Annotated in this window: 24 protein-coding genes; 13 read left to right on the top strand and 11 right to left on the bottom strand. The window is 63.5% G+C overall.

The annotated features are described in order from the left end of the window. The first annotated feature begins 3 nt into the window (after window positions 1–3). The 3 genes from REH59_RS24420 to REH59_RS24410 all read left to right on the top strand — a co-directional run bounded on the left by REH59_RS24420 (window position 4) and on the right by REH59_RS24410 (window position 4145). Window positions 4–579 (top strand): RNA polymerase sigma factor, encoded by a 576-nt coding sequence (locus REH59_RS24420; protein WP_014859905.1) that lies wholly within the window; start codon window positions 4–6, stop codon window positions 577–579. Continuing rightward, window positions 576–1556, top strand: a complete 981-nt coding sequence (locus REH59_RS24415) for a FecR family protein (protein ID WP_014859906.1) — start codon at window positions 576–578, stop codon at window positions 1554–1556. The genes REH59_RS24420 and REH59_RS24415 overlap by 4 nt, the downstream gene beginning before the upstream one ends. A gap of 198 nt (window positions 1557–1754) precedes the next feature. Further along, window positions 1755–4145: a TonB-dependent siderophore receptor gene (locus tag REH59_RS24410; protein WP_320450364.1), complete on the top strand. Its 2391-nt coding sequence runs from the start codon at window positions 1755–1757 to the stop codon at window positions 4143–4145. 29 nt (window positions 4146–4174) lie between these two features. On the opposite strand, the gene REH59_RS24405 is transcribed toward REH59_RS24410, so the two are convergent. Then, window positions 4175–5050 (bottom strand): helix-turn-helix domain-containing protein, encoded by an 876-nt coding sequence (locus REH59_RS24405; RefSeq protein WP_014859909.1) that lies wholly within the window; start codon window positions 5048–5050, stop codon window positions 4175–4177. A 185-nt stretch (window positions 5051–5235) separates the two neighbouring features. Here REH59_RS24405 and REH59_RS24400 point away from each other — a divergent pair, with 185 nt between their 5' ends. Further along, on the top strand, window positions 5236–6138 hold the full coding sequence (locus REH59_RS24400; RefSeq protein ID WP_014859911.1) for a DMT family transporter: 903 nt from the start codon (window positions 5236–5238) through the stop codon (window positions 6136–6138). A 117-nt stretch (window positions 6139–6255) separates the two neighbouring features. Here the strand turns inward: REH59_RS24400 and REH59_RS24395 are convergent, their stop codons facing one another. After that, window positions 6256–7230, bottom strand: coding sequence for a 2-hydroxyacid dehydrogenase (locus REH59_RS24395; protein WP_004575357.1), 975 nt, complete (start codon window positions 7228–7230; stop codon window positions 6256–6258). A 173-nt stretch (window positions 7231–7403) separates the two neighbouring features. Continuing rightward, window positions 7404–8351, bottom strand: coding sequence for a LysR family transcriptional regulator (locus tag REH59_RS24390; protein WP_014859912.1), 948 nt, complete (start codon window positions 8349–8351; stop codon window positions 7404–7406). 192 nt (window positions 8352–8543) lie between these two features. Between REH59_RS24390 and REH59_RS24385 the strand changes: the two genes are divergently transcribed. From REH59_RS24385 to REH59_RS24370, 4 genes are read left to right on the top strand one after another with little or no spacing between them, the layout of a single operon-like run. Next, a complete protein-coding gene (locus tag REH59_RS24385; protein ID WP_014859913.1) occupies window positions 8544–10073 on the top strand; it encodes an efflux transporter outer membrane subunit in 1530 nt (509 codons plus the stop codon). Then, the gene (locus tag REH59_RS24380) at window positions 10070–12247 is read left to right on the top strand and encodes an FUSC family protein (protein WP_003251716.1); all 2178 of its coding nucleotides are present in this window, start codon (window positions 10070–10072) and stop codon (window positions 12245–12247) included. The genes REH59_RS24385 and REH59_RS24380 overlap by 4 nt, the downstream gene beginning before the upstream one ends. Further along, window positions 12237–12437 (top strand): DUF1656 domain-containing protein, encoded by a 201-nt coding sequence (locus REH59_RS24375; RefSeq protein ID WP_014859914.1) that lies wholly within the window; start codon window positions 12237–12239, stop codon window positions 12435–12437. Before REH59_RS24380 ends, REH59_RS24375 begins: the two co-directional genes overlap by 11 nt. Before the next feature lie 10 nt (window positions 12438–12447). Beyond that, the gene (locus tag REH59_RS24370; protein ID WP_014859915.1) at window positions 12448–13308 is read left to right on the top strand and encodes an HlyD family secretion protein; all 861 of its coding nucleotides are present in this window, start codon (window positions 12448–12450) and stop codon (window positions 13306–13308) included. Window positions 13309–13380: 72 nt separating this feature from the next. On the opposite strand, the gene REH59_RS24365 is transcribed toward REH59_RS24370, so the two are convergent. The 3 genes from REH59_RS24365 to REH59_RS24355 form a co-directional block, all read right to left on the bottom strand. Next, a complete protein-coding gene (locus tag REH59_RS24365; protein ID WP_014859916.1) occupies window positions 13381–13848 on the bottom strand; it encodes a type II toxin-antitoxin system YhaV family toxin in 468 nt (155 codons plus the stop codon). Beyond that, the gene (locus REH59_RS24360; RefSeq protein ID WP_014859917.1) at window positions 13845–14171 is read right to left on the bottom strand and encodes a type II toxin-antitoxin system PrlF family antitoxin; all 327 of its coding nucleotides are present in this window, start codon (window positions 14169–14171) and stop codon (window positions 13845–13847) included. Before REH59_RS24360 ends, REH59_RS24365 begins: the two co-directional genes overlap by 4 nt. Window positions 14172–14263: 92 nt before the next feature. Continuing rightward, the gene (locus REH59_RS24355) at window positions 14264–14710 is read right to left on the bottom strand and encodes a universal stress protein (protein ID WP_014859918.1); all 447 of its coding nucleotides are present in this window, start codon (window positions 14708–14710) and stop codon (window positions 14264–14266) included. Between the two features lie 273 nt (window positions 14711–14983). Here REH59_RS24355 and REH59_RS24350 point away from each other — a divergent pair, with 273 nt between their 5' ends. From REH59_RS24350 to REH59_RS24335, 4 genes are all read left to right on the top strand, one after another. Then, complete coding sequence (locus tag REH59_RS24350) at window positions 14984–15889, top strand: LysR family transcriptional regulator (protein ID WP_014859919.1); 906 nt, start codon at window positions 14984–14986, stop codon at window positions 15887–15889. Between the two features lie 135 nt (window positions 15890–16024). Next, window positions 16025–17566 carry an MFS transporter gene (locus REH59_RS24345; protein WP_014859920.1) on the top strand — a complete coding sequence of 514 codons (1542 nt, stop codon included), beginning with the start codon at window positions 16025–16027 and terminating at the stop codon, window positions 17564–17566. Window positions 17567–17594: 28 nt separating this feature from the next. Beyond that, window positions 17595–18656 carry an HlyD family secretion protein gene (locus tag REH59_RS24340; protein ID WP_014859921.1) on the top strand — a complete coding sequence of 354 codons (1062 nt, stop codon included), beginning with the start codon at window positions 17595–17597 and terminating at the stop codon, window positions 18654–18656. Further along, the gene (locus tag REH59_RS24335; protein ID WP_003251734.1) at window positions 18653–20107 is read left to right on the top strand and encodes an efflux transporter outer membrane subunit; all 1455 of its coding nucleotides are present in this window, start codon (window positions 18653–18655) and stop codon (window positions 20105–20107) included. The genes REH59_RS24340 and REH59_RS24335 overlap by 4 nt, the downstream gene beginning before the upstream one ends. 398 nt (window positions 20108–20505) lie before the next feature. On the opposite strand, the gene REH59_RS24330 is transcribed toward REH59_RS24335, so the two are convergent. Both REH59_RS24330 and REH59_RS24325 read right to left on the bottom strand, forming a co-directional pair. After that, the gene (locus tag REH59_RS24330; RefSeq protein ID WP_003251736.1) at window positions 20506–21318 is read right to left on the bottom strand and encodes an SDR family oxidoreductase; all 813 of its coding nucleotides are present in this window, start codon (window positions 21316–21318) and stop codon (window positions 20506–20508) included. Between the two features lie 121 nt (window positions 21319–21439). After that, complete coding sequence (locus tag REH59_RS24325; RefSeq protein WP_003251738.1) at window positions 21440–21904, bottom strand: hypothetical protein; 465 nt, start codon at window positions 21902–21904, stop codon at window positions 21440–21442. A gap of 169 nt (window positions 21905–22073) precedes the next feature. Here REH59_RS24325 and REH59_RS24320 point away from each other — a divergent pair, with 169 nt between their 5' ends. Then, complete coding sequence (locus tag REH59_RS24320) at window positions 22074–22526, top strand: hypothetical protein (RefSeq protein ID WP_265536551.1); 453 nt, start codon at window positions 22074–22076, stop codon at window positions 22524–22526. A 39-nt stretch (window positions 22527–22565) separates the two neighbouring features. On the opposite strand, the gene REH59_RS24315 is transcribed toward REH59_RS24320, so the two are convergent. The 3 genes from REH59_RS24315 to REH59_RS24305 are packed head-to-tail and all read right to left on the bottom strand — an operon-like array spanning window position 22566 to window position 25881. Beyond that, on the bottom strand, window positions 22566–24020 hold the full coding sequence (locus REH59_RS24315; RefSeq protein WP_003251742.1) for a mannose-1-phosphate guanylyltransferase/mannose-6-phosphate isomerase: 1455 nt from the start codon (window positions 24018–24020) through the stop codon (window positions 22566–22568). Window positions 24021–24055: 35 nt separating this feature from the next. Next, window positions 24056–24703 carry an alginate O-acetyltransferase AlgF gene (locus REH59_RS24310; protein WP_003251744.1) on the bottom strand — a complete coding sequence of 216 codons (648 nt, stop codon included), beginning with the start codon at window positions 24701–24703 and terminating at the stop codon, window positions 24056–24058. Between the two features lie 20 nt (window positions 24704–24723). Continuing rightward, window positions 24724–25881 (bottom strand): alginate O-acetyltransferase, encoded by a 1158-nt coding sequence (locus tag REH59_RS24305; protein WP_003251747.1) that lies wholly within the window; start codon window positions 25879–25881, stop codon window positions 24724–24726. Between the last annotated feature and the right edge of the window lie 8 nt (window positions 25882–25889).

Here is a 25889-nt window from a genome sequence, read left to right as displayed (position 1 = left end):
CCTGTGAGCGAGCCGAGGGATATCATCGAACCTGACGCTGACAGCGCAGGCGCGCGTGCACGTTTCGTCCAGGTGTTCCAGGCCCAGCGTGCGCGTATGGAGGCGTTGGTAAGCCGTCGGGTCGGCTGCCGCGCCACCGCTTCGGACTTGGTCCAAGAGCTGTTCCTGCGTTTCTGGCGTCGCCCCGAGGTCAAGGTCGAGGCGCTGGACACTTACCTGCTGCGTTGCGCGGGCAACCTGGCCATAGACCACCTGCGCAGCGAGAGTAGCCGCGAACGCGTGGCCGAAGCCGCTGTGCCGGTGAGCGAGGCGAGCCTGGCCCAGGCCCCTGAGCAGGCCGTGGAGGTCGATCACGACTTGCAGCGTATCGAGGCCACCTTGCGTGCCTTGCCCGAGCGCACCCGGCAGATCTTCCTGCTCAACCGCATTCACGGCTGCAAGTACAGCGAGATCGCCAAAGCCATGCAGCTGTCACAGAGCGCCGTGGAAAAGCATATGATGCGCGCCCTCGAAGCGTGCAAGGCGAGTGTTGCCGAGCCCGCGTCCACCCCACGCCGGCCAGGGAGCGCCCGTCGATGAGCCGTTTACCGCCGATCACCGAAGCGCAGTTTCAGGCTGCCCTGCAATGGTTCAACCGGATCAACGAGCAACCCGGGCAAGCCAAAGGGGCGGCATTCAAGCGCTGGTTGCTGGCCGACCCCGCACACCGCGCAGCCTACGACCAGGCCCAGGTGCTTTGGCAGAAAAGCGCCGCCCCGGCGGCGCGGCTGGCGGACGAAGAGCAGGACGCCCTGCAGCGCTACCTTGATGCCATGGCCAGACCACCGGCGCGTGGCGGCTGGCGGCGGGTGGCAGGGCTGGCGATGGCAGCCTGCCTGGTGCTGGCCGTGGGCGTCGCTGGTGGTTGGCACCCAGGGTACTGGTTGCAGGACCTGCAGGCGGACTACAGCAGTGCCGGGCAGATTCGCCAGGTGACCTTGGCCGACCAGTCACAGGTGACGCTTGATGCCGGTAGCGCCATTGCGGTCGATTTCGCCCAGGGTGAGCGCCGTGTGCGGTTGCTGCATGGCGCGGCGTTCTTCGAGGTTACCCATACCGGTGAGCCGTTCCTGGTGGAAGCTGCCGGCGGCGAAGTGCGGGTGCTTGGCACCCAGTTCGAGGTGCGTGAGCAAAGCGAGGGCGCCCAGGTGACGGTGCGCAGCGGGCGTGTGGGCGTCAGCCCCGCGCAGGGCACTGTGGCGCGAGAACTGACTGCCAACCAGCAGCTGACCTACCGCGCAGGCAGGGTAGGCGACACCCTGGCGGTGGACAGTGACAACCGCCTGGCCTGGCGCCAGGGGTGGCTGAACTATTACCAGGTGCCGCTGGCGCAGGTGATCGAAGACCTTGGGCGATATTACCCGGGGCGTATCCTGTTGCTCGATGGTGACCTGGGGCAGCGCAAGGTCAGCGGCAGCTTCCCGGTGGCCGAGCCGCTGCTGGCGCTGGATTCGCTGGGCAAGGTGATGGGTTTTTCACGGCAGACCGTGTTGGGGCGTTTGACCCTGATTCGGTAGTTGCCTGTGCCAGCCTCTTCACGGGTAACCCCGCCCCTACAGCGTTGCGCGCCCCCCTGTAGGAGCGGGTTCACCCGCGAAGAGGCCGGCACAGCAAAAAATATTTCCAGGCAAGGTGAGGTAACAGCACGTGGCATCCGTGTAATGAGTGAAAGTGCGATTGATTCGCAATAATCACCCCCTCACAGGTCAGCGTCCATGAAGTTCTCCCCGCGTTGCGTCCCTCTCTGGTTCGGCCTTGCTGCGCTCCCGGCCTTCGCTGTCGCCCCCCTGGCAACCGCGGCCGAGCAGCTGCAGGCCTATGCCTTCGCCCAGCCGGCCCAACCCTTGGCCCAGGCCCTGAACGCCTTCAGCCGCACCACTGGCCAGAGCGTGGTCTACACCCTCGAGCTGCCGGGCGTGCAAGCGCCAGCGCTGAAGGGTCGGTTCAGCGCCGAGCAGGCGCTGCAACAACTGCTGGGCAACGCTGGGCTGGCCTGGCGCCGCGTCGACGCACGTACCCTGACCCTCGAACCTGCAGACACTTCCGGTGCACTCAGCCTGCAGGCCACCACCGTGACCTCGCAACTGGACGACTACAGCTACCAGCCCCCGGCCAGCGCTTCGATCATGCGCGGGCAGGGCCCGAACCAGGACATCCCCCAGGCAATCAACGTGGTACCGGCCCAGGTCATCCGCGACCAGGCCCCGCGCAACCTCGATGATGCCCTGGCCAACGTCAGCGGCATTACCCAGGGCAACAACTTCGGCGGCACGTCCGACACGGTGATGAAACGTGGCTTTGGCGACAACCGCGACGGCTCGATCATGCGCGATGGCATGCCCGTGGTGCAGGGTCGCAACCTCAATGCCAGCACCGAGCGGGTTGAAGTGCTCAAGGGGCCTGCCTCGCTGCTGTACGGTATCCAGGACCCAGGTGGGGTCATCAACGTGGTCAGCAAGCGTCCGCAGTTGCAGCAGTACAACGCCCTGACGGTGCGCGGCTCGACCTATGGCAGCGGCAAGAACGGCAGCGGTGGCGGGCTCGACAGCACGGGCGCACTGGGTGACAGCAACTTCGCCTACCGCCTGGTCGTCGACCACGAAGACGAGGACTACTGGCGCAACTACGGTGTGCACCGCGAATCGCTGGTGGCACCGTCGCTGGCTTGGCTGGGCGAAGACACCCAGGTGGTGCTGGCCTACGAGCACCGTGAATTTCTCTATCCGTTCGACCGTGGCACCGCGTTCGGCAACAACGGCCACCCGCTGAACATCCCTGCCACGCGCCGCCTGGACGAGCCGTTCAACGACATGGAAGGGCGCTCCGACCTGTATCGCCTGGAAGTCGACCATCAGCTGGCCGATGACTGGAAGCTGCACTTCGGCTACAGCTTCAATCGTGAGACCTACGATGCCAGCCAGGTTCGCGTGACCGGCGTCAACGAAACCCAAGGCACGCTGACACGCAGCATCGACGGCACCCACAACGCCATGAGCCGTGACCAGTTCGTGACCCTGAGTCTCAATGGCAATGTCGAGCTGGCGGGGATGCAGCATGACCTGCTGTTCGGCATCGACCATGAAGACCGCAAGATCTTTCGCGGTGACCTGATTCGCCAGACGCCACAGTCCACGTTCAGTTATCTGGACCCGGTCTACGGACAGGAAGTGGAGGGCACCAACGTACGAGCCAGCGACAGCGACCAGACCGACAAGCTGCGCACCGATGCGCTGTTCGTGCAGGACGCGCTGCACCTCGATGAGCACTGGATCCTTGTTGCAGGTGCGCGTTTCCAGCAGTACGACCAGTACGCTGGCCGCGGTCGCCCGTTCAAGGCCAATACCGACATCAGTGGCCAGGCCTGGGTACCCCACGCCGGTATCGTTTACAAAGTCGACGACCAGCTCTCGTTCTATGGCAGCTACAGCGAGTCGTTCAAGCCCAACTCGACCATCGCGCCGCTGACCGGCAATGTCGTGCTCGATTCCTCGGTAGCACCTGAGGAGGGCAAGTCGTGGGAGCTGGGCGCCAAGCTCGACATGCCAGGCCGCATCACAGGCACCCTGGCATTGTTCGATATCACCAAGCGCAATGTACTGGTCTCGAACTTTGACGCCGTCACAAGCGAGACGGTCTACAGCAATGCGGGTGAGGTCAGTTCACGCGGAGTGGAACTCGACGTGACCGGCCAGATCAGCGAGCGCTGGAGCCTGATCGGCAGCTATGCACTGACCGATGCCAAGGTCACCAAGGACCCTGATCTTGAGGGCAATCGCCTGCAGAACGTGGCCCGGCACAGCGGCTCGCTGTCGGCGGTGTATGACTTTGGCAGCCTGTTTGGGGGGGACCGGCTGCGCTTCGGTGCCGGCGCCCGTTATGTGGGCGAGCGTTCGGGTAACGCGACCAATACCTTCGACCTGCCGAGCTATACCGTTGCCGATGCGTTTGCCACTTATGAAACCAAACTCGACGAACACAACGTGCGTCTGCAACTGAACGTGAAGAACCTGTTCGACAAGGTGTATTACAGCTCGGCGGTGAACCAGTACTTTGTGGCGATTGGCGATGCGCGGCAGGTCAGTTTGTCGAGCACCTTCGAGTTCTAGGCAAATGGGGCCGCAGAGCGGCCCCGGTTTCAGATGAAAAAGGCCTTGCGGTATTCGCCAGGTGTGGCCCCCAGGGCTTGGCGAAACCGGTTGCTGAAATGGCTGGCACTGGCAAACCCGCACAACAAGGCAATCTCCCCCAGCGGCATTACTCCCAGCCGCAACAACTGGCACGCCCGGTGCAGCCGCCGGGCCAGCAGATATTGGTGCGGCGGGAGCCCGAAACTGGCGCGGAACATGCGCGCAAAGTGGTATTCGGACAGATTGCAGCGCAGCGCCAGCTCTTCCAGGGTGATGGGCTGGTCCAGGTGTGCCTCGAGGTAGTCGACCAGCTGTCGGCGCAGGTTTGGCGCCAGCCCGCCTTTCAGGCGCAGGCCTTGGCGCAACCCGACCTGGCTGAGCAGCGCATGGTCAACGATCTCGTGCGCCAGGCTGCTGGCCAGCAGGCGCTCGCCGGGCTCGTCCCAGTCCAGCTGGATCAATTGACGAAAGCGGGCAGCCTGCTGCGGGTCGTCCAGAAAGGTCGCTTCCTGCAGTTGCAGCTGGCGCGGTTCCCGGTCGAGCAGGCGTACACAGCCCAGGGCGAACTGCGCCTCGCTGACATACAGGTGTGCCAGGCGGATCGCGCCATTGACGACCCAGTTCGATTCCTGCCCGGCCGGCATCACGCACAGCTTGTCGGGCGCACCTTTGTCGGCCGGGCGCTGGCGGCGGAAGGTGCCGGTGCCGTCGGCGATGTAGCACGACAGGGTGTGATGGCTAGGCGCCTGGTAGTCGCGCGCATCGTCACGGTTGCTCCACAACGCCGCCGCCAGTCCGTCGCCCAGGTGCGCGCTCAGCTCCAGCCTGGCGTTGGGCGAGGCATGCATGGCGTTGAACACTTGCAACTGGGTGAGTGGCGTCATTGGCGGGTCCTCTTGCCTGCCATCCTACTGCGCCCTGGATCGAGTGACAGCTACCGGCGCAAGAAAAGCGCAAGTTCGTGCAAGCAGCCAGAGGCCGATCGAAAGAACACTGGTGATCCCTGAAGGAGCGGGTTTACCCGCGAAGCGCCGGGCACCGATTTCCAAAGGCCCAAGGAACCGCCACCATGAACCTGTCACTCTACCTGCTCACCGTCCTGATCTGGGGCACCACCTGGATCGCCCTGAAACTCCAGTTAGGCGTGGTCGCGATCCCGGTGTCGATCGTCTACCGCTTCGCCCTGGCCGGGCTGATCCTGTTTGCTTTCCTGTTGCTTACCCGCCGGCTGCAACCCATGAACCGCCGTGGCCACCAGATCTGCCTGGCCCAGGGCCTGTGCCTGTTCTGCGTCAACTTCATCTGTTTCCTCAGCGCCAGCCAGTGGATCGCCAGCGGCCTGATCGCGGTGGTGTTCTCCACCGCGACACTGTGGAACGCGCTTAACGCTCGCATTTTCTTCGGCCAGAAAATCGCCAGCAATGTGCTTGGCGGTGGTGCCTTGGGCTTGCTTGGCCTGGGCCTGCTGTTCTGGCCGGAGCTGTCGCATCACGCAGCCAGCCGCGAAACCCTGTACGGCCTTGGTTTAGCCCTGTTCGGCACGCTGTGCTTCTCGGCCGGCAACCTGCTGTCGAGCATGCAGCAGAAGGCCGGGCTCAAGCCGATGACGACCAATGCCTGGGGCATGGTCTATGGGGCGGTGATGCTGGCGGTGTTCTGTGTGGTCAGCGGCGTGCCGTTCAGCATGGAGTGGAATGCGCGCTATATCGGTTCGCTGCTGTACCTGGTGGTGCCGGGGTCGGTGATTGCCTTCACTGCCTACCTGACGTTGGTCGGGCGCCTGGGCCCGGAGCGGGCAGCTTACTGCACGGTGCTGTTCCCGTTGGTGGCGTTGAATGTGTCGGCGGTGGCTGAGGGTTACCAATGGACGGCGCCGGCCTTGCTCGGCTTGGTGGCGGTGATGGCGGGGAATGTGCTGGTGTTTCGCAAGCCCCGGGCCAGGGTGGCTGGGGGTGTTGTGGTCGCCAAATAGGTGATGGGTTGCCTGGGCCGGCCCTTTCGCGGGTAAACCCGCTCCTACAGGGCAGTGCACACCCTTTGTAGGCACGGGTTTACCCGCGAAGAGGCCGGCCCAGGCACTCCAAAACGGTCAGCCCTTCCACACCTGCGGGTTCACCAGGTCCCGCGGCCGCTCGCCCAGCAGCGCCGCACGCAGGTTGTCGATCGCCCGGTTGGCCATGGCCTCACGGGTTTCGGCAGTAGCCGAACCAATGTGCGGCAGGGTCAGCGCATTGGGTAGCTTGAACAGCGGCGAGTCGCTCAGCGGCTCTTTCTCGTACACGTCCAGGCCCGCGCCGCGAAGGGTGCCGTTCTGCAGCGCCTCGATCAGCGCCGCCTCATCCACCACCGGCCCACGGGCAATGTTGATCAGGAACGCACTCGGCTTCATCAGCTTCAGCTCGCGGCTGCTGATCAATTTGCGGGTGGCATCGGACAACGGCACCACGATGACCACGAAGTCGGCTTCGGCCAGCAACTGATCCAGGCTGCGGAACTGTGCGCCCAGCTCCTGCTCCAGCGCAGTCTTGCGGCTGTTGCCGCTGTACAGGATCGGCATGTTGAAGCCGAAGCGGCCACGGCGTGCCACTGCTGCACCAATGTTGCCCATGCCGACGATACCCAGGGTCTTGCCATGCACATCGCTGCCGAAGTGGGCCGGGCCCACGGTGGCCTGCCAGTTGCCGGCCTTGGTCCAGGCATCCAGCTCGGCGGTGCGCCGGGCGCAGCCCATGATCAGCGAGAAGCCCAGGTCGGCGGTGCTTTCGGTCAGCACGTCGGGGGTGTTGGTCAGGGCGATGCCGCGCTCGTTGAAGTAGTCGAGGTCGTAGTTGTCATAGCCGACCGACACGCTGGACACCACCTCCAGCCTGGCCGCGCCTTCAAGCTGCGCCCGGCCGAGCTTGCGGCCAACGCCGATCAGGCCATGGGCTTCGGGCAGGGCTTCGTTGAACTGGGCGTTGATGTCGCCGAGCTTGGGGTTGGGCAGAATCACGTTGAAGTCTTGCTGCAGGCGCTCGGCCATGGCCGGGGTGATACGGCTGAAGGCCAGGACGGTCTTTTTCATCGGGCAACTTCTCTGCTAGGCGGGGTGGGGCTGTGCCGGCCTCTTCGCGGGCAAGCCCGCGCCTACAGGGGCGCGGTGCCTTGCAGGAACGGGCTTGCCCGCGAAAGGGGCGGAACAGGCGAAATCAATGGTTAGCAACCTACCATTGTCCGCCCCCGCAATGCAGCAGCTTTTTAGTTGGCGATCAGCACCTGATGGGTTTTCAGGTCTGCCTCATGCGCGGCAAGAATCTCTGGCAGCGAGTTGCGCAGGTACTCGACCCAGGTCTTGATCTTGGCATCCAGATACTGCCGCGATGGATAGATGGCATACAGGTTCAGCTCCTGCAGGCGATATTCGGGCAGCACCCGAACCAGGCTACCGTCCCGCAGGCCCTCGATAGCCGAATAGATCGGCAGCACGCCTACGCCCATGCCACTGCGGATCGCAGTCTTCATGGCATCGGCGGTATTTACCATGAACGGCGAACTGGTGATGTTGACCATCTCTTGGCCTTCCGGGCCATCGAACAGCCATTTCTCCAGCGGTATGACCGGGCTGACCATGCGCAGGCAGGCGTGCTTGAGCAGGTCGGCAGGCTTGTGCGCCACGCCATGCTGGGCGATGTAGGTGGGCGAGGCACAGACAATGCTGTAGGTGATGCCCAGGCGCTGCGAAACGAACCCTGAGTCGGGCAGTTCGGTGGCCAGCACGATGGAGACGTCATAACCCTCGTCGAGCAGATCGGGCACGCGGTTGGCCATGGTCAAATCGAAGGTCACGTCCGGGTGCGTTTCGCGGTAGCGGGCGATGGCATCGACCACGAAGTGCTGGCCGACCCCAGTCATCGAATGCACCTTCAACTGCCCGGCCGGGCGCGCATGGGCGTCGCTGGCTTCGGCCTCGGCTTCTTCGACGTAGGTAAGAATCTGTTCGCAACGCATCAGGTAGCGCTTGCCGGCTTCGGTCAGCGCAATGCGGCGGGTGGTACGGTTGAGCAGCCTTGTTTGCAGATGGGCTTCCAGATTGGAGACCGCCCGCGACACGTTCGCGGTGGTCGTATCCAGTTGCGCCGCAGCGGCAGTGAAGCTGCCGAGTTGGGCTACGCAACTGAAAGCACGCATGTTTTGCAGGGTGTCCATGGGTCACTCTCGAGGTAGAGGACAAAATTGTGTCACGAAGTAACTTGGAAAAGAGAAAAAGTTGCCTTCGACCAAAGGCGGATTATCGCTGTTTTGGTAACAAAGATTCGCAGGAATCTGTGCTTATCGCCAGTGCTGCCGCCCCCTAGAATTGCCCGGCCCCCTTCACCTCTTCCTCGGGAAATCGCAGCTGTGCCGCGTCGCATCATCAGAACGCTCAAGGCGTTCAGTGCCTGTGCCCTTGCCCTCACCTTGAGCGGCTGTATCGGAACCTGGGGCATTGCCCCGCAAAGCAAGACGCTGCAAGCCAATACCTTGACCACCGACGCGGCCATTCGCGAAGCCGCGACCGACGCTCACTGGCCCGACCAGCAGTGGTGGCACGCCTATGGTGACCCACAGCTGGACCGCTGGGTTACCCTGGCCGTGGCCGGTAGCCCAAGCCTGGCCATGGCCGCTGCGCGGGTGCGCGAAGCCAAGGCCATGGCCGGTGTGGTCGAGTCGGCGGAAAAGCTCCAGGCCAACGGCCAGGCAACGCTCAAGCGTCACAACTGGCCTGAAGACCAGTTTTATGGCCCCGGCGCGTTGTCGGGTGCCAACACCTGGGACAACAACGCCGCCATCGGTTTCAGCTACGCCCTTGACCTGTGGGGGCGCGAGCGCAATGCCAGCGAGCAGGCCGTGGACCAGGCGCACATGAGCGTGGCCGAAGCCCGTCAGGCGCAGCTGGAACTGCAGAACAATGTGGTGCGTGCCTACATCCAGCTGAGCCTGCATTTTGCCCAGCGCGATATCGTCAAGGCCGAACTGGAACAGCAGGAGCAGATCCTGGCCCTGGCCAAGCGTCGCCTGGATGCCGGTATCGGCACCCATTTCGAAGTCAGCCAGGCCGAAGCGCCGCTGCCGGAAACCCACCGTCAGCTCGACAGCCTCGACGAAGAAATTGCCCTGACCCGCAACCAGCTGGCCGCACTGGCCGGCAAGGGCCCGGGGGAAGGCGCGCAGTTGCAGCGCCCGGCCCTGGCCTTGGCCGCGCCGCTGAAACTGCCTTCGAACCTGCCCGCCGAACTGGTTGGCCAGCGGCCTGATGTGGTTGCCAGCCGCTGGCAGGTGGCTGCCCAGGCGCGTGGCATCGACGTCGCTCACGCCGGCTTCTTCCCCAACGTCGACCTGGTCGGCAGCCTGGGCTTCATGGCCACCGGCGGTGGCCCGCTGGAATTCCTGACCGGGCGCAAGTTCAACTACAACGTCGGCCCGGCCATCAGCTTGCCGATCTTTGACGGTGGGCGCCTGCGCTCAGAACTGGGCGTGGCCTCGGCGGGGTATGACGTGGCGGTGGCCCGCTACAACCAGACCGTGGTTGGTGCACTGAAGAACATCTCCGACCAGTTGATCCGCCGCGAGTCGATGAAAGAACAGTCGCACTTCGCCGCCGAGTCGGTTGCTGCCGCGCAGAAAACCTACGACATCGCCATGGTCGCGTTCCAGCGCGGCCTTACCGACTACCTGAACGTACTCAACGCGCAGACCTTGCTGTTCCGCCAGCAGCAGGTGCAGCAGCAGGTGCAGGCCGCCCGCCTGATTGCCCATGCCGAGCTGGTCACCGCTCTGGGTGGTGGCCTGCAGGCCGGACAGGATGCGCCGAAAGAGGAACGCCAGGCAGCGCCGAAGACCCCGGCCACCCTGGCCATTTTCGACAAGAAGCCGGATAACGCCGAATGAGCACTTCCAGTTTGCCCGTGCGCTGGCTGCAAAGCCTGGAATGGCGCCGGGGCTTCTTTGCCTGGGCGCGCACCGACGGCGTGACCTGGGTGTACATCTTCAAGGTGCTGGCCGCCGCGTTCATTACCTTGTGGTTGGCCATGCGCCTGGAGCTGCCGCAACCGCGCACGGCCATGATCACCGTGTTCATCGTCATGCAGCCGCAAAGCGGGCATGTGTTCGCCAAGAGCTTCTACCGGGTGCTGGGCACCCTGGCCGGCTCGGCGATGATGGTGGCGCTGATTGCCATCTTTCCGCAGAACACCGAGCTGTTTCTGCCCAGCCTGGCCCTGTGGGTGGGCCTGTGCTCGGCCGGTGCCATGCGCTACCGCACCTTCCGCGCCTATGGTTTCGTGCTGGCCGGCTACACCGCAGCGATGATCGGCCTGCCGGTGCTGCAACACCCCGACCAGGCGTTCATGGCAGCGGTATGGCGGGCGCTGGAAATCGCCCTGGGTATTCTGGTGTCGACCTTCGTCAGTGCCGCGATCCTGCCGCAGTCGGCCAGTGCCGCAATGCGCAACGCCCTGTACCAGCGCTTTGGCGTGTTTGCCGGGGTGGTGGTGGAAGCCTTGCGTGGCGACAGTCAAAAGGACCGCTTCGAGAGCAGCAACGTGCGCTTCGTGGCAGAGGCCGTGGGCCTTGAGAGCCTGCGCAACGTCACCGCTTTCGAAGACCCGCACATGCGCCGTCGCAGTGGCCGGCTGGTGCGCATGAACAGCGAGTTCATGGCCATCACCACCCGCTTCAATGCCTTGCACCGCTTGCTGGAGCGCCTGCGTGCCCGTGGCCCGCTGCAGATCGTCAGTGCCATCGAACCGGGCCTGAACACCTTGGTGGAGTTGCTGCAGCCCTATGTGGGCCGGGCGTTGACTGACGCCGATGCGCTGCGCCTGACCCTGGAGCTGGCCGCCTACAAGGAAGGCCTGCAGGCCCAGGTGCGGGGGCTGCGGGCTGAGTACCTGGCAACGGACCCCAGCGAATCCGACCTGCTCGATTTCCATACCGCGTTCGAGCTGCTGTACCGCTTCGTCGACGAGATGTTGAGCTACGCCGAAACCCATGCCTCGCTGGCCGCGCACAAGCACGAGCGCGAGCAGTGGGACGAGCCCTACGTGGCGCAGACCAGCTGGCTGGTATCGCTGGCGGCCGGTGTGCGCGCCTCGGCAGTGCTGTTGCTGCTGGGCAGTTACTGGCTGCTCAGCGATTGGCCCAGTGGCGCCATGATGACCCTGATCGCCACGGTCACCGTATGCCTTTCGGCGGCGTCACCCAACCCCAAGCGCATGTCGTTCCAGATGGCTTGCGGCACGGCCATCGGCGCTTTTGTCGGCTTCTTCGAAACCTTCTTCGTGTTCCCCTGGATCGACGGTTTCCCGCTGCTGTGCATGGTGCTGGCGCCTGTGTTCGTGCTGGGCGCGTTCCTTTCGTCGCGCCCTGCCTACGCCGGTTATGGCATCGGCCTGCTGGTGTTCTTCGCGATTGGCTCGGTGCCGAACAACCTCACCGTTTATGACCCCTACACCTTCATCAACGACTACATCGGCATGGTGATCGGCATGTTCGTCTGTGCCGCCGCCGGGGCGATCATCCTGCCGCCCAACAGCCGCTGGCTGTGGAGCCGCCTTGAGCAGGCGTTGCGCGAGCAGGTGCTGTTCGCCATCAGCGGCCGCCTGCGCGGCCTGGGCTCGGCCTTCGAAAGCCGCACCCGCGACCTGCTGCACCAGGCCTATGGCCTGGCGGCCGGCAAGCCGCAGGTGCAAAGCCAGCTGATGGGCTGGATGTTCACCGTGCTGGAGATCGGCCACGCCGTCATCGAGCTGCGCAAGGAGCAAGCCCGCGCCCCGGTGCACCCGGCCTATGCCGAGTCGCAGCCGTGGCGCCAGGCAATCCGTGTCATGGGCCGTGCGCTGACCCGGCTGTTCCTGCAGCCCAGCGCCAGCAACCACGAGCGCGCACTGGTGGCAGTGGACCACGCCATCGCCCGCGTGCAGGCCACCGACGAGCCATTCGCCCGGCACTTCGACACCTCGGTGCTGCGCCGCGTGCAAAGCTACCTGCATTTCATCCGTACTTCCCTGCTGGACCCACAGTCGCCACTGGCGCCGGCGAAAGGATTGCACCATGCCCCGTGAGATCGCCTTCCATGGCGTGTACATGCCCACCATGACCTTGATGTTCCTGTTTGCCCTGGGCCTGGCCTGGGGCCTGGACCGGTTCATTGCCAGCCATGATGGCTACCGCTTCTTCTGGCACCCGGCGCTGCTGCGCCTGAGCCTGTTCATCTGCTTGTTCGGCGCCATGGCGCTGTCTGTCTACTGGTGAGAATCCTTCGATGAAAAAGTTCTTCAGCCTGATCGCCACCCTGCTGGTGCTGGTCGCTGCCGTGGCCATCGGTCGCCAGTTGTGGCTGCACTACATGACCACGCCATGGACCCGTGATGGCCGTGTGCGTGCCGACATCATCAACGTTGCTGCCGACGTGCCCGGCTACGTGGTGGATGTACCGGTCAAGGACAACCAGCGGGTGAAGAAGGGCGACCTGCTGATCCAGATCGACCCTGAGCACTACCAGTTGGCCGTCGACCAGGCCAAGGCACTGGTCGCCTCGCGCAAGGCCACCTGGGAAATGCGCAAGGTCAATGCCAAGCGCCGTGCCGACATGGACAACCTGGTGATCTCCAAGGAAAACCGCGACGACGCCAGCAACATCGCCAATTCCGCCCAAGCCGATTATCAACAAGCCCTTGCCGAGTTGGCCGCAGCCGAGCTGAACCTCAAGCGTACGCATATCGTGGCGACGGTTGACGGCTATGTGACCAACCTGAATATTCACAAGGGCGACTATGCGCGTACCGGTGAAGCGGTGATGGCGGTGGTCGACGAGCACTCGTTCTGGGTTTACGGGTTCTTCGAGGAGACCAAGCTGCCGCATGTGAAGGTGGGGGACCAGGCCGAATTGCAGATGATGAGCGGCGAGCGTCTCAAGGGGCATGTGGAGAGCATCGCCCGCGGCATCTACGACCGTGACAACCCACAGAGCCGCGAGCTGATCGCCGACGTGAATCCGACCTTCAACTGGGTGCGGCTGGCACAGCGGGTGCCGGTGCGCATTCACATCGATGAAGTGCCGCAAGGTTTTTTGCTGGCGGCGGGGACGACCTGTACGGTGGTAGTCAAGCCTGGCGAAGATTGACCTTCGCGACCATACCGGCCTCCCGCATCATCTGTGGGAGCCCTGCTGATGCATGCGTATTAGCCAGTCGGCTCAATCTGCGGCAGCCTCTTGCAGCAACTGGTCCCAATCGTCCGGTGGGTGGCCGCTATGCAACATCTTTTGAAAGACCTTGTAAGCATCGTCGTTACTTTCATAGGCCCGCTTGCTCGACTCGTCATTGACCCAGGCCAGCACGATGATCCTGCTGGGGGTGTGGTAGCGGAAGAACAACCGGTACTGCTGGAAGAACTTTGCTCTGAACCAGTGCTTGTGGTCACCGCCAAGTGTTGCGCCTTGCCGGTATTCGGGTTTGGTCGGGTCTTGAGGGATTACATCGAACGCCAACCGCCGGATGGCGGCCAGCCTTTTAAAGGTATTTCTTTTCGTATAACCCGTTGGGTCTTTGTCCCGTTGAGCCTCGACTTGAGCGCTTAGCGCGTCCAGTTTGGCCAGGAACAGCGGGTGGGCAATTACAGTCCATCCATGAATAACCAGAGGCTTCCTGCTCGCATCACTCATTCATCGTCCGCCGACAGAGGTTGATCCAGGTCGACCTCCGCGTCGCCGACAAGCTTGTCGAGGCGCGCGATGAGGCCAGCATCGACAACCTGCAGCCGTTGAGGGTTGGTAGCGATATCGTGTGCCAGGAAATCCAGAAATTTGCCCAGTACCGGATCGTCCTCGGTTGCCTCTGCGCGGGTGAGTATCACCCCACCGTCGGGGCGAATCGAGTAATGGATCTTGTCACGTTTTTTCAAGCCCAAGGCGCGCCGCACCGTTTCGGGAACAGTGGTTTGATAGCGATCGGTCAGCGTGGACTCGACGTCGAAGGTGGCAGCCATGAGTAATGTCCTGTGGGTGACAGCGATACAACCCAAGGTAATGCGATTGCATTGCCTTGTCAATGCCGGTGCATTACCACGGTGATGAGCGGTCAGGCAGAGCCCACCAACACTGGCATGTCTACCCGGTCAATCACCTTCGCGCTGATTGACGGGTCCAGCAACCGCCCCAACCGCGACAGGTGGCGGTGGCCCATGATGATCAGTTCGCAGTTCAATTCCTGCGCTTTGGCCACAATCGCTTCAACCGGCAGCCCGGCCACCATGCAGCCCTGGCTGGCGAAGCCGGCTTGCTGCAGTTCGCGCACGGCCTCGGCTACGGCGTGGTCGGCATGCTGCTGTTCCTGGCAGGCGGCGGGGTATTCTTCCAGTTCCTCGGCGGTGTAGGGCGCGGGTTGCTCATGCACGGCGAAGGTGGAATCGATGGCCAGCAGCACGTGCAGTTCGTGTTCGCCGGGGCGGCAGTAGCGGCGGGCGAGGGTGAGCAGGGTGCTGGAGGCGGGGGAGGCGTCGATGGCGATCAGGACGGGGCTGGGCATTGGAATCCTTGGCAGAGGCTGGCTTGTGTGTCTGCAGGATCGGCCCTTTCGCGGGCATGCCCGCTCCCACAGGTTGTGTCGCACAACATTCGGGAATTGTGGGGGGCCTGTGGGAGCGGGCGCGCCCGCGAAAAGGCCAGACCTGCCAATGCTTCATTTAAGGCCGAATACGCCCAGTGAATAAATGCCCCACCACGCAAGAGCGCATTGCGTCTGATGCAATCCTCCAACCTGCTACCATCGCGTTTCCCGCAGCTGTAACGGAAAACGGCCATGCAACTCCCGGACATGAACCTGCTCGTCGCCCTCGATGCCTTGCTCGACGAGGGCAGCGTGGTGGGCGCAGCGCAGCGCATGAACCTGAGCCCGGCGGCCATGAGCCGGACATTGGGGCGTATCCGCGATGCCTTGGGTGACCCGATCCTGGTGCGCGCCGGCCGTGGCCTGGTGCCTACGCCGCGTGCGCTGGCCCTGCGTGAGCAGGTGCATGGCCTGGTGGAGCAGGCCGGGCAGGTATTTCGCAGTCGCGACGATGTCGACCTGGTGAACCTGGACCGTGCCTTTAACATCCGCACCAATGACCTGTTCATCGCCCTGTATGGCGCTCAGTTGTTGCGCATGATGCTGGCCCAGGCACCGCATACGGTGCTGCGTTTCGTGCCGGAGGGCAGCGGCGACGATGATGCGGTGCTGCGCAATGGGCAAATCGACTTGATCATCAGTTCAGCCATTGAACTGGGCCCCGAAATCAAGGTTCAGAGCCTGTTCAACACCTACTTCGTGGGCTTGGCGCGTGAAGGGCACCCGGTTTTCGATGACGAGATCACCCCTGAGCGCTTCGCTGCCTACCCGCACATCAGCGTGTCACGCCGTGGCCGTGCCAATGGGCCTATCGACGTGGCGCTGGCCAATTACAAGGTGGAGCGCCGGGTGGCGCTGATCACGACGAGCTTTCACTCCGCGATGTTTTCGCTGCCGGACTCGGACCTGATCTTGCCGATACCCGCCAATATCCTGAACAGTGTGAACAGGCTGAAACTGCCATTGAGGTCCTTCGAGATCCCCGTGCCACTGGAAAAGGTCAATGTCATGCAGGCATGGCACCCGCGGTTCGATAACGACCCGGCCCATCGCTGGCTGCGGCAGACGTTGAAGGCGTGCGGCAGGATGGACCCTTGAGGCGTGGGGCACGTGCGCATCCGTTGCCCGATTGCGTTTGACGCAATATAAAACTGCCAACAAGTCAGTTTTCGTAAGCATTCGACCTTTTTAGACTTGCTCCAGTCGCAAATTTGTTGCCGGAGATGTCTGCCCATGAGTTCCCTGTCCGCCCCGTCTGCCGCCATGGCCGCCGCCCCCGCGCCGGCTGCGCCCGTGCAGGCGGCGTTCGGCCTGCAGGTAGTGGTCGGGTTGTTCGGTGTATTGCTGGCTGTGCTGTGCGCCGGCCTCAACGAGTCGGTAACCAAGATTTCCCTGGCCGATATCCGCGGCGCCCTGGGCATCGGTGCCGACGAAGGTGCCTGGTTGCTGGCGGTGTACAGCGCCGCTTCGGTCTCGGCCATGGCCTTTGCGCCGTGGCTGGCGACGACCTTCTCGCTGCGCCGCTTCACCATGAGCGCTATTGGTCTGTTCGCCGTGCTTGGCCTGCTGCAACCGTTCGCCCCCAACCTGCACAGCCTGATGTTGCTGCGTGTACTGCAGGGCTTTGCCGCTGGCGCGTTGCCGCCGATGTTGATGAGCGTGGCCCTGCGCTTTTTGCCGCCAGGTATCAAGGTCTATGGCTTGGCCTGCTACGCCCTGACCGCCACCTTCGGCCCCAACCTCGGCACGCCACTGGCGGGGCTGTGGACCGAATACGTCGGTTGGCAATGGGCATTCTGGCAGATCATCCTGCCCTCGCTGCTGGCCATGGTCTGCGTAGGCTGGGGGCTGCCGCAGGACCCGCTGCGCCTGGAGCGTTTCAAACAGTTCGACTGGCGGGGCGTACTGCTGGGCCTGCCCGCCATCAGTTGCACTGTGCTGGGCCTGTCGCTCGGCGACCGCTGGGGTTGGTTCGACTCGCCGCTGATCTGCTGGCTGCTGGGCGGTGGCCTGCTGTTGCTGGTGTTGTTCATGTACAACGAGTGGTCCGAGCCGTTGCCGTTTTTCCAGTTGCGCTTGTTGCAGCGGCGCAACTCGAGTTTCGCCTTGGTGACCCTGGCCGGTGTGCTGGTCGTGCTTTCGGGTGTGGGCAGCATCCCGTCGGCCTACCTTGCGCAGATCCAGGGCTACCGCCCAGCGCAGACCAGCCCGTTGATGATGCTGGTGGCCATGCCGCAACTGATCGCCCTGCCGCTGACGGCGGCACTGTGCAACATCCGCGCAGTGGACTGCCGCTGGGTGCTGGGCATTGGCCTGGCGATGCTGGCGGTGTCCTGTGTTGGCAGCAGCCTGCTGACCAGCGAGTGGATCCGTGGCGACTTCTACCCGTTCTACCTGCTGCAGGTGTTCGGCCAGCCGATGGCAGTGCTGCCGTTGCTGATGCTGTCCACCAATGGCATGACCCCGCAGGAGGGCCCGTTCGCCTCCAGCTGGTTCAACACCGTCAAGGGCCTGGCCGCCGTCATCGCCGGTGGCCTGCTGGATGTTCTTGGCACCCTGCGCCGGCATTTCCATTCCAATCACCTGGTGGACAGCCTGGGCAACGCCCCGCTGGTCGACGGCAACGCCGCCGGCCTGGCCAAGCGCATTCACGACCAGGCGCAGGTATTGACCTCGGCTGACCTCTATCTGGTGCTGGCCTGTATCGCCGTGGCCCTGATCTGCCTGATTCCTTTCGTGCCTACCCGGGTCTATCCGCCGCGTGCGGTGGCTTGAACCCTGGAAGATTTCGAGAACCATTGAAATGACCAACAACCGCAAAACCCTTTTCATCGGCTCGGTGCTGGCCGTGGCCGTCCTGGCCGGCATCGTCGGCCCCTGGATCTTTGGCAGTGACCACCGCCAGAGTACCAATGACGCCTATGTGACCGCCGACTACACCGTGGTCGCGCCCAAAGTCGCCGGTTTCATCAAGCAAGTGCTGGTGGAAGACAATCAGCAGGTCACGGCTGGCCAGTTGCTGGCGACCATCGATGCGCGTGACTACCAGGCCGCGCTGGATGCTGCGCAGGCGCAGTTGTTGGTAGCCCAGGCACAAAGCGCCGATGCCCGCGCCACGCTTGAACGCCAGGACGCGCTGATTGCCCAGGCCGAAGCGGCAGTGAAGGCGGCCCAGGCTGAAGCGGCGTTCGCCGACCATGAAGTCAACCGCTACAGCCGCCTTGCCGAGCAGGGCGCGGGTACCGTGCAGAACGCCCAGCAGGCGCGCAGCGCTGTCGATCAAGCCCGTGCTCGCCTGGCCAACGCTCAAGCTGCGCGGGTGGCGGCGCGCAAGCAGGTAGACATCCTCACGGCTCAAGTAGCCAGCGCCGATGGCCAGCTCAAGCGTGCCGAAGCAGGCCTGGAAAAGGCCCAGCTCGATCTGTCCTACACCCGCATCACAGCGCCGGTGGACGGTATGGTCGGCGAACGCGCCCTGCGCGTGGGGGCCTACGTCAACCCGGGCGCTCGCCTGCTGTCGGTGGTGCCGTTGCAGCAGGCCTATGTGGTCGGCAACTTCCAGGAAACCCAGCTGACCCACGTACAGCCGGGCCAGCCGGTGCGCATCAGCGTCGACACCTTCTCCGGCGAAACCCTGCAAGGCCATGTGCAAAGCATTGCCCCGGCTACCGGCGTAACCTTCGCCGCAGTCAAGCCAGACAACGCCACCGGCAACTTCACCAAGGTGGTGCAGCGCATTCCGGTCAAGATCGTTCTCGATGATGGCCAGCCACTGCTCACCCGCCTGCGTGTGGGCATGTCGGTCGAAGCCACCATCGACACGCGTGGCGACAAGCTGGACGGCAAAGAGGTAAGCGCGCGATGAAACCGGGATTACGCTTGAGCCCTTTGCTGCTGGCTGTGCTGCTGACCGGTTGCACCCTGGGCCCGGATTTCCTGCGCCCAGATAGCCAGGCCCCGCAGCAGTGGGCGCCGCTGCAAGGCGAGGCGGCGGCCAGCCAGCCGCAGGCCGAACCGCTTGAACTGCGCTGGTGGGAAACGTTCCACGATGCCCGCCTGAGCGCGTTGATCCAGCGCGTTGCCGAACGCAACCTCGACCTGCAGATGGCCAGCGCGCGGCTGCTGCAAAGCCGTGCCCTGCGCAGTACCTTGGCTGCCGACGAAGTACCGTCGGTGGACGTGAACGCCGGTTACAGCCGCGCTCGTAACAGCGCCGATGGCTTGAGCGATCCGTCCGGCAAAGCCGGGAAAGAAGCCTTCAACCTTTGGCAGGGCGACCTGGTGGCCGGTTGGGAACTGGACCTGTGGGGCCGTGTGCGGCGTCAGGTCGAGGCTGCCGATGCCACGGTCGAAGTGGCCGAGAATGACCGCCGCGGTGTGCTGTTGGCACTGCTTTCGGAAACCGCCGGCAATTACATCCAGCTGCGTGCCGTGCAGCACACCCTCGATGTGACGCAGGATAACCTCAGGGTCGCCCGGCACAGCCTGAAGCTGTCCCAGGACCGCCAGGCCGAAGGCGTTGCCACACGCCTGGATGTGGCCCAGGCCAGCGCCCAGGTCGCTTCTATCGAAGCACGCCTGCCAAGCCTGGAAGCGCGGCGTGATGACCTGATCAATGCCCTCAGCCTGCTCGCTGCCGAGCCGCCGCGCAGCCTCCAGGCCGAATTGCTGCCAGGCGGCGAGCTGCCTGCGCCGCAGCAGAAGTTTGCCATTGGCTTGCCGTCCGAACTGGCCGAGCGCCGCCCTGACATCCGCCAGGCCGAGGCCCGCCTGCATGCCGCCACTGCCAGCATTGGCGTGGCCAAGGCGGATTTCTACCCGAGTATCCGCCTGTCGGGCAGTGTCGGCTTCCAGGCGATGCAGCTGTCGGATTTCGGTGGCTGGGATTCGCGCCGGTTCGCCTTCGGTCCACAGATGTCGCTGCCAATTTTCGAGGGCGGCCGGCTCAAGGGCACCTTGGAACTGCGCGAGGCGCAACAGCAGGAAGCTGCGCTGAACTATCGCAAGGTGGTGCTGGGGGCCTGGCATGAAATTGACGATGTGCTGCGCCTGTACAACGCCAGTCAGTTGCGCCGTGATCACCTTGCCGAGGCCGTGCGGCAAAACCGTATCGCCCTGGAAACCGCCCAGCGCCAGTATGTGGAAGGGGCGGTGGACTTTCTCAATGTGCTGACGGTGCAAGGCGCGCTGCTGGCCAGCGAGGAGCAATGGATCGACAGCTCGGCGGCGGTGTCGCAGGCGCTGGTGGGGCTTTACAAGGCGCTGGGCGGTGGCTGGCAGGCGTTTGACGAGCAGCTGCCGAATGCTCACAGCTAGGGAGGAAGCACAGAGTTTGAAGGGGTGGATTGCGGTCCATGGCTTTATTCTTTGCAGGCTGCACCGGCCTCTTCGCGGGTGAACCCGCTCCTACACGGCGGTCTGTGTCCAACCACCGATGTGTGTCCACCACCGATCTGTGTAGGCGCGGGTTTACCCGCGAATACGGCAGCGGCGGCAACGGTGAACGGCGGGTGGAGATTGGCCAGCAGGGCCGGCCTCTTCGCGGGTGAACCCGCTCCTACACGGCGGTCTGTGTCCAACCACCGATGTGTGTCCACCACCAATCTGTGTAGGAGCGGGTTTACCCGCGAATACGGTAGCAGCGTCAACGGTGAACGGCGGGTGAAAATTGGCCTGCAGGCCCGGCCCTTTCGCGGGTACAGGCAGGCGATCACTCAGAGCGGGCGCAGCAGGCCAAAGCGCTTGCGCAGCGCCCAGTCCAGCAACCGCCGCGGCAGCAACCGTGCCATCAGCGGCAAGGCTGTACTGCCATTCCCCAAACGTACCACTGCGGGCGCCGGCGACTTGCCGACTGCTGCCAGCACGCCTTGGGCAAATACCGCCGCCGACGTTGGCTTGTCCTGCGATGCCCGCGCCCGCGCCTGCACATGCTCACGCAAAGGCCACCACGCCGAGTCGACCGCCAGCACCTGCTCAGCCTGGCGCTGGGCATTGCTGGCGAACTGCGAGGCAATTGCACCCGGCTGTACTTCCATCACCTGCACACCGAACGGCGCCAACTCCAGGCGCAAGGCATCGCTCAGGGCATGCACAGCCGCCTTCGAGGCGCAGTACGCGCCGGCGAAAGGCGTGACCAGCACGCCCGATACACTGCCGATATTCACCACCAGACCGCGTGAGCGGCGTAGCAGCGGGAACAGCGCCCGGGTAACGCCGACCACGGCGAAGACGTTGGTTTCGAACTGCTGGCGCAGGGCGTCGACGCCACCATCGAGCAGTGGGCCCATGGCACCGTAACCCGCGTTGTTGATCAGGATATCGAGGGTTTGCAGTTCCTCTGCCAGGCGGGCCAGTGCCTCGCCGTCGTTTACATCCAGCTGCCGGGCCGTGTAGCCGGCGGCACTCAGTTGCTCGACATCCTCAGGCTTGCGGGCGGTGGCCCAGACATGGTGGCCCGCATCGCGGAAGGCGTCGGCCAGGGCGCGGCCGATGCCGCTGGAACAACCGGTGATCAGGACGGTGGGCATGGTAGGGGCCTGTTGTCATGGAGGATTGGTTGTTGCCTGTGCCGGCCTCTTCGCGGGTCAACCTGCCCCTACACCCTGCAGGAGCGGGTTGACCCGCAAAGAGGCCGGCATAGGCAACACATCAATTGGCAAATGTACCTTGCAGGTGCTCTACCCGGAATTCCAGGGTCTGCGGCCGATAGCCGGAACGCAGCGGCGGCAATGGCAGGCAGTCTTGCCACTCGGCTCCCGGCTGCAATTCACCTGGCCCTCGGTATCGCGGTGCATTGTAGGTGTTCTCGGCCAGGTTCACGGTATCGCCCGGTGCGTACGCTGCCACGCGCCAGCGCAGTTCGGTCAGCGGCACGTCGTTACCGTTCTTCATGCGTACCTGCAGGGCACGGTCGGCGGGACAGTGTTCGGGGGCGTAGGTCAGGCGCAGGTCCAGGCGTGCCAGTCGACTGCTTTCGCGGCTGTCTTGCCAGACCACGAACAAGGCCACCAGGCCCAGGCCAAACACGGCCGCCAGGGAGATGGGAAGAGCCTTGGCTGGGTAACGCAACAACAACACCAGCCAGGTGAGGATCAGCAGGGCACCGATCAGCATCGCGTAATCGCCTCATTCGCGCGCAGGGATGGCTACAGCCTATCTAAAACCCAGCGGTCAGGTAACCGGTGAGCAACTATGCCAGAAGCCAGACCTGGCAATACTGCGAGTAGTGGAAAGGGTACATCCATTCTAGATTCCGCCATGCCTAATCAAAAGGAGCATGGCCATGAGTGACACATCGGTTGAGCAAAAACCTGTGCAAGAAATGAAAAAAGCGCCTGCCAAGGGCAACGTTACGGCTGTCATCAGCCTTGCGGGTCAAAGAGAGGATTTCGTTTCGAAGGGCGTGGATTTCGGGACCACTGAACAAAACGCGTGGTTGTATGCGTACAAGGGGCAGGCCGATGATGCGGACGTCTACATTGACTTCGACCTGCAGTTACAGGCGGGCGTGCGGGATGTCGTTATCGGGGGGGAGGCGAACCGGGCGCTTGTTCACAAGCGCGGCACAACCTATGGCGGCTATGCGAAATCCGGGCGTATCCGGAAACTCGAAATGACTGCCACAAGCATCAGGGCTGAATCCTTCGAATTTGAAGGGGAGGATGATTTGCAGCGACCTTTCAAGGTGGTGGGTGGCCCATTCGACATCTACGTCATAGCCCCGAGCGTTGAATGAGCAGGCTCGCCCCTGGTCAGCCCAGGGGCGAGTCAGCATTTACTGCGCGATGGTCTTCACCGAAACGCCGCGCTCGATGGGTGTGGACGTGCGCCCATACACATCCTCGAAGCGCTCGATATCATCCTCGCCCAGGTAGCTGCCGGACTGCACTTCAATGATCTCCAGCGGGATCTTGCCCGGGTTGCGCAAACGGTGCACCGAAGCGATGGGGATATAGGTCGACTGGTTTTCGGTCAGCAGGAACACGTTCTCGTCGCAGGTCACCTCGGCGGTACCGGATACCACGATCCAGTGCTCGGCGCGGTGATGGTGCATCTGCAGCGAGAGGCTGGCGCCCGGCTTGACGGTGATGTGCTTGACCTGGAAGCGGCCGCCCATGTCCACCGAGTCGTACGAGCCCCACGGGCGATACACTTCCAGGTGGTTCTGGGTTTCCGTGCGGCCCTGTTCGTCGAGGGTCTTGACCATCTGCTTGACGCCCTGGACCTTGTCCTTGTGGGCAATCATCATGGCATCCTTGGTCTCGACCACCACGATGTTCTCCAGGCCGATCACCGACACCAGTTTGCCGTTGCCGTGGATCATGCAGTTGCGGCTGTCTTGAACCACCACGTCGCCCTTGGTGACGTTGCCGTTGTCGTCTTTCTCGTGCACTTCCCACAGCGACGACCAGCAGCCTACATCGCTCCAGCCGGCCGACATCGGCACCACGCAGGCACGCTGGGTTTTCTCCATCACCGCATAGTCAATGGAGTTGTCCGGGCAGCAGGCGAAGGTGGCTTCGTCGATGCTCAGCACATCGCCGTCTTCCTGGCTGCGCTCCAGCGCCAGTACGCAGGTATCGTAGATGTCGCCGTCGTGCTTTTTCAGCTCTTCGAGGAAGCGGCTGGCGCGGAACAGGAACATACCGCTGTTCCAGAAGTAACCACCGGCCTGGACGAACTCGGCCGCGCGTTTTTCGTCGGGCTTCTCGACGAACTGCGCAACCCGCGCCACGCCTTCGGGCAGCAGCGCATCCTGGCTGGAACGGATGTAGCCGTAGCCGGTTTCCGGCTTGGTCGCCGGCACGCCGAACAGCACCATCTCGCCACGCTCGGCGGCCACGGTGGCCAAGGCCAAGGCACGTTGCAGGGCTTTCTGGTCATCGATCACATGATCGGCAGGCAGCACCAGCATCAGCTCGTCGCGGCCTTCGTTGACCAGCTTCATGGCAGCCATGGCCACGGCCGGCGCGGTGTTGCGGCCGAACGGTTCCATGAGGATGCCCTGGGTTTCCAGCTTCAGTGCGGCCAGTTGCTCCTGGACGATGAACTTGTGGTCCTTGTTACAGACCACGATCGGGGTGTCCATGCCCTCGAATACCAGGCGCTCGATGGTTTGCTGGAACAGCGTGTGCTCACCGGTCAGGGCCAGGAACTGTTTGGGGAACTGCTTGCGCGACAGAGGCCACAGACGGGAACCGCTACCACCAGAAAGAATTACCGGGATCATCATGTTTCTCCAATAGTCGTTGAGAGGCAGGGGAATCAGTTGCTAGCCACGGGGCGAGTTACCCACACCGGCGACAAGGCGTTGCCGGAACCCGTTACGTACAGCACTGCGGCTTCGCCGCGCTCCAGGGCGACGGGTTTCACGTCACCCACTTTCTTGTCTCCTTGGTACAGCGCCAGGTTGACCTTGACCGGGTTGATTTCGCGTTCGCCACGGCCGTTGGCGGCCACCGGCTTGACCACTTCGGTCTTGCCGTCGGCGGTTTTCAGGGTCAGTTGCTGGTCGCTCAGGTTCTGCACGCGCACCAGGGCTTTCTGCTTGTTCTTGAACGGTGGTTCTTCGATCAGCTTCGGGCTGCCGCTGTTGCTGTTGACCAGGGTGTAGTACTTGTCCGAGGCCAGCTTGACCGGCACGCTCTTGCCGCCGACTTGGGCGGTGTAGTCGCCGCCTGGCAGGAAGCTGAAATCGCTGCTGGCCTGTGCGCCAACCTGTTTGATCTGGGTGTTGCCGACCGACGCGGCGGCGGGTGCGCTGGTCGCGTTGTACAGGCGTACGAAGGTCGAGCCTTTCGGCGCACTTGGGCCATACAGTGCGGCGTCGGCACCGGCGAAGGCCTGCATCGAAGCAAGGGAAAGGCCGGCCGCGAGGGTGAGGGCTTTGGCAATGGAAGTCTTGGTAGTCATGTGCGTTTCCTCTCTATCAGTCAGTGGTCTGTCCGGGTGGACGACAAGGCCAGGTTTTCTTCGGATTTACGGGAGTTTTTCAGCTGCGCGATCCACTGCGGATCGAAGCTGCTGAGGTCGTTTTTCATTGGCAGATAACGTTCGGGGAATTCCCACACCACCACTTGTGGTGCGGCGTTTTTAAAGGCATCGCTTTGCAGGTACTTGAGCATCGGCAGCAGCGGGCCATGGCCGTCTTCGGCGTAGTTGGCGACGTCACTGCGCAGGGCCTGCTGCAGCGCGCCGAGGAAGTTCCAGTGCGGGTTGGCGCTGTAGCTGGTGCCTACCAGTGCAACCGGGATCTGCTTGTCGGCGAACAACGCGTCGCCGGCGTCACCCTCGGCATCGACCGGCCGGGTGGTGCGTTTCTGCAGGTTGTCCGGGGCTGGCAGCAGGTTGCTGAACAAGGGGTCCAGTGGCAGGAAGTTGGTCAGGTCGCCCTTGTAGGGGGCGGTGTTGCCCGCTTCTGTGATGAAGGCTTGTGGGTCGCCATTGAGCAGGCTCTGGCGGCTGACCGCTTCGGCCAGCGCCTGCGCCGCCACTTCGGCCCCCATAGGCGTCCAGTGGGTGTCAGTACGCAGAAACACCTGGCCGCGGGCCTTGGCCTGCTCCATCGGTGCCATCAGGTCCGGTGCGAACACGTTGGCCTGGCGTGCCTGGGCATGGAACTGGTTGTACAGGTCGTCATGCAGGCTGGCAGGCCGCTCTTTGCCCAGGTACTCGGCGTAGACCCGCGCCTTGGCTGGTACGATCGCCAGCACCAGCTGGCTACCGTGTTGCTGCAGGGTGTCGCGTACGCCACGGATCAGTGCCAGGTTTTCCTGCATCAATTGCTCGGCACCGGCGGTGGGCTTGAACTCTTCGTCGCTGAACAACCACTGGTCGCGGCCCAGTACCACACCCGGGCGGCCTTCGTTGAACAGCTTGAAGTCCATGGCCGCCCACAGGTTGGTGCCCAGGCGCTTGATCGGGAACTCGGCGTCGTAGTGGGTCTCGGCGGCCTTGGCCAGCTTGCCGTTGAGCAGGGTCATCTGCTCGGTGCGCTGGAAACTCTGCAGGCCACCGGTGGACCAGGCGCCCATGCCGACCAGCAGGCCGAGGAACGACAGGGAATAGGTGATGCGTAATGTCCGGGTCATGGTCATCA

This window comes from Pseudomonas sp. BO3-4 (genome assembly GCF_034044115.1).
Lineage (GTDB): Bacteria > Pseudomonadota > Gammaproteobacteria > Pseudomonadales > Pseudomonadaceae > Aquipseudomonas > Aquipseudomonas alloputida.
The sequence above is the reverse complement of the archived record's forward strand: the minus strand, read 5'-3'. Positions and strand labels throughout refer to the sequence as shown.

Coding starts and splice junctions, on each gene's coding strand:
- REH59_RS24310 (WP_003251744.1), bottom strand. CDS start 24,703: ATGACTACCAAGACTTCCATTGCCAAAGCCCTCACCCTCGCGGCCGGC.
- REH59_RS24350 (WP_014859919.1), top strand. CDS start 14,984: ATGCAACTCCCGGACATGAACCTGCTCGTCGCCCTCGATGCCTTGCTC.
- REH59_RS24375 (WP_014859914.1), top strand. CDS start 12,237: ATGCCCCGTGAGATCGCCTTCCATGGCGTGTACATGCCCACCATGACC.
- REH59_RS24395 (WP_004575357.1), bottom strand. CDS start 7,230: ATGAAAAAGACCGTCCTGGCCTTCAGCCGTATCACCCCGGCCATGGCC.
- REH59_RS24410 (WP_320450364.1), top strand. CDS start 1,755: ATGAAGTTCTCCCCGCGTTGCGTCCCTCTCTGGTTCGGCCTTGCTGCG.
- REH59_RS24390 (WP_014859912.1), bottom strand. CDS start 8,351: ATGGACACCCTGCAAAACATGCGTGCTTTCAGTTGCGTAGCCCAACTC.
- REH59_RS24355 (WP_014859918.1), bottom strand. CDS start 14,710: ATGCCCAGCCCCGTCCTGATCGCCATCGACGCCTCCCCCGCCTCCAGC.
- REH59_RS24400 (WP_014859911.1), top strand. CDS start 5,236: ATGAACCTGTCACTCTACCTGCTCACCGTCCTGATCTGGGGCACCACC.
- REH59_RS24325 (WP_003251738.1), bottom strand. CDS start 21,904: ATGCTGATCGGTGCCCTGCTGATCCTCACCTGGCTGGTGTTGTTGTTG.
- REH59_RS24360 (WP_014859917.1), bottom strand. CDS start 14,171: ATGGCTGCCACCTTCGACGTCGAGTCCACGCTGACCGATCGCTATCAA.
- REH59_RS24405 (WP_014859909.1), bottom strand. CDS start 5,050: ATGACGCCACTCACCCAGTTGCAAGTGTTCAACGCCATGCATGCCTCG.
- REH59_RS24340 (WP_014859921.1), top strand. CDS start 17,595: ATGACCAACAACCGCAAAACCCTTTTCATCGGCTCGGTGCTGGCCGTG.
- REH59_RS24320 (WP_265536551.1), top strand. CDS start 22,074: ATGAGTGACACATCGGTTGAGCAAAAACCTGTGCAAGAAATGAAAAAA.
- REH59_RS24335 (WP_003251734.1), top strand. CDS start 18,653: ATGAAACCGGGATTACGCTTGAGCCCTTTGCTGCTGGCTGTGCTGCTG.
- REH59_RS24345 (WP_014859920.1), top strand. CDS start 16,025: ATGAGTTCCCTGTCCGCCCCGTCTGCCGCCATGGCCGCCGCCCCCGCG.
- REH59_RS24370 (WP_014859915.1), top strand. CDS start 12,448: ATGAAAAAGTTCTTCAGCCTGATCGCCACCCTGCTGGTGCTGGTCGCT.
- REH59_RS24365 (WP_014859916.1), bottom strand. CDS start 13,848: ATGAGTGATGCGAGCAGGAAGCCTCTGGTTATTCATGGATGGACTGTA.
- REH59_RS24380 (WP_003251716.1), top strand. CDS start 10,070: ATGAGCACTTCCAGTTTGCCCGTGCGCTGGCTGCAAAGCCTGGAATGG.
- REH59_RS24305 (WP_003251747.1), bottom strand. CDS start 25,881: ATGACCCGGACATTACGCATCACCTATTCCCTGTCGTTCCTCGGCCTG.
- REH59_RS24315 (WP_003251742.1), bottom strand. CDS start 24,020: ATGATCCCGGTAATTCTTTCTGGTGGTAGCGGTTCCCGTCTGTGGCCT.
- REH59_RS24415 (WP_014859906.1), top strand. CDS start 576: ATGAGCCGTTTACCGCCGATCACCGAAGCGCAGTTTCAGGCTGCCCTG.
- REH59_RS24330 (WP_003251736.1), bottom strand. CDS start 21,318: ATGCCCACCGTCCTGATCACCGGTTGTTCCAGCGGCATCGGCCGCGCC.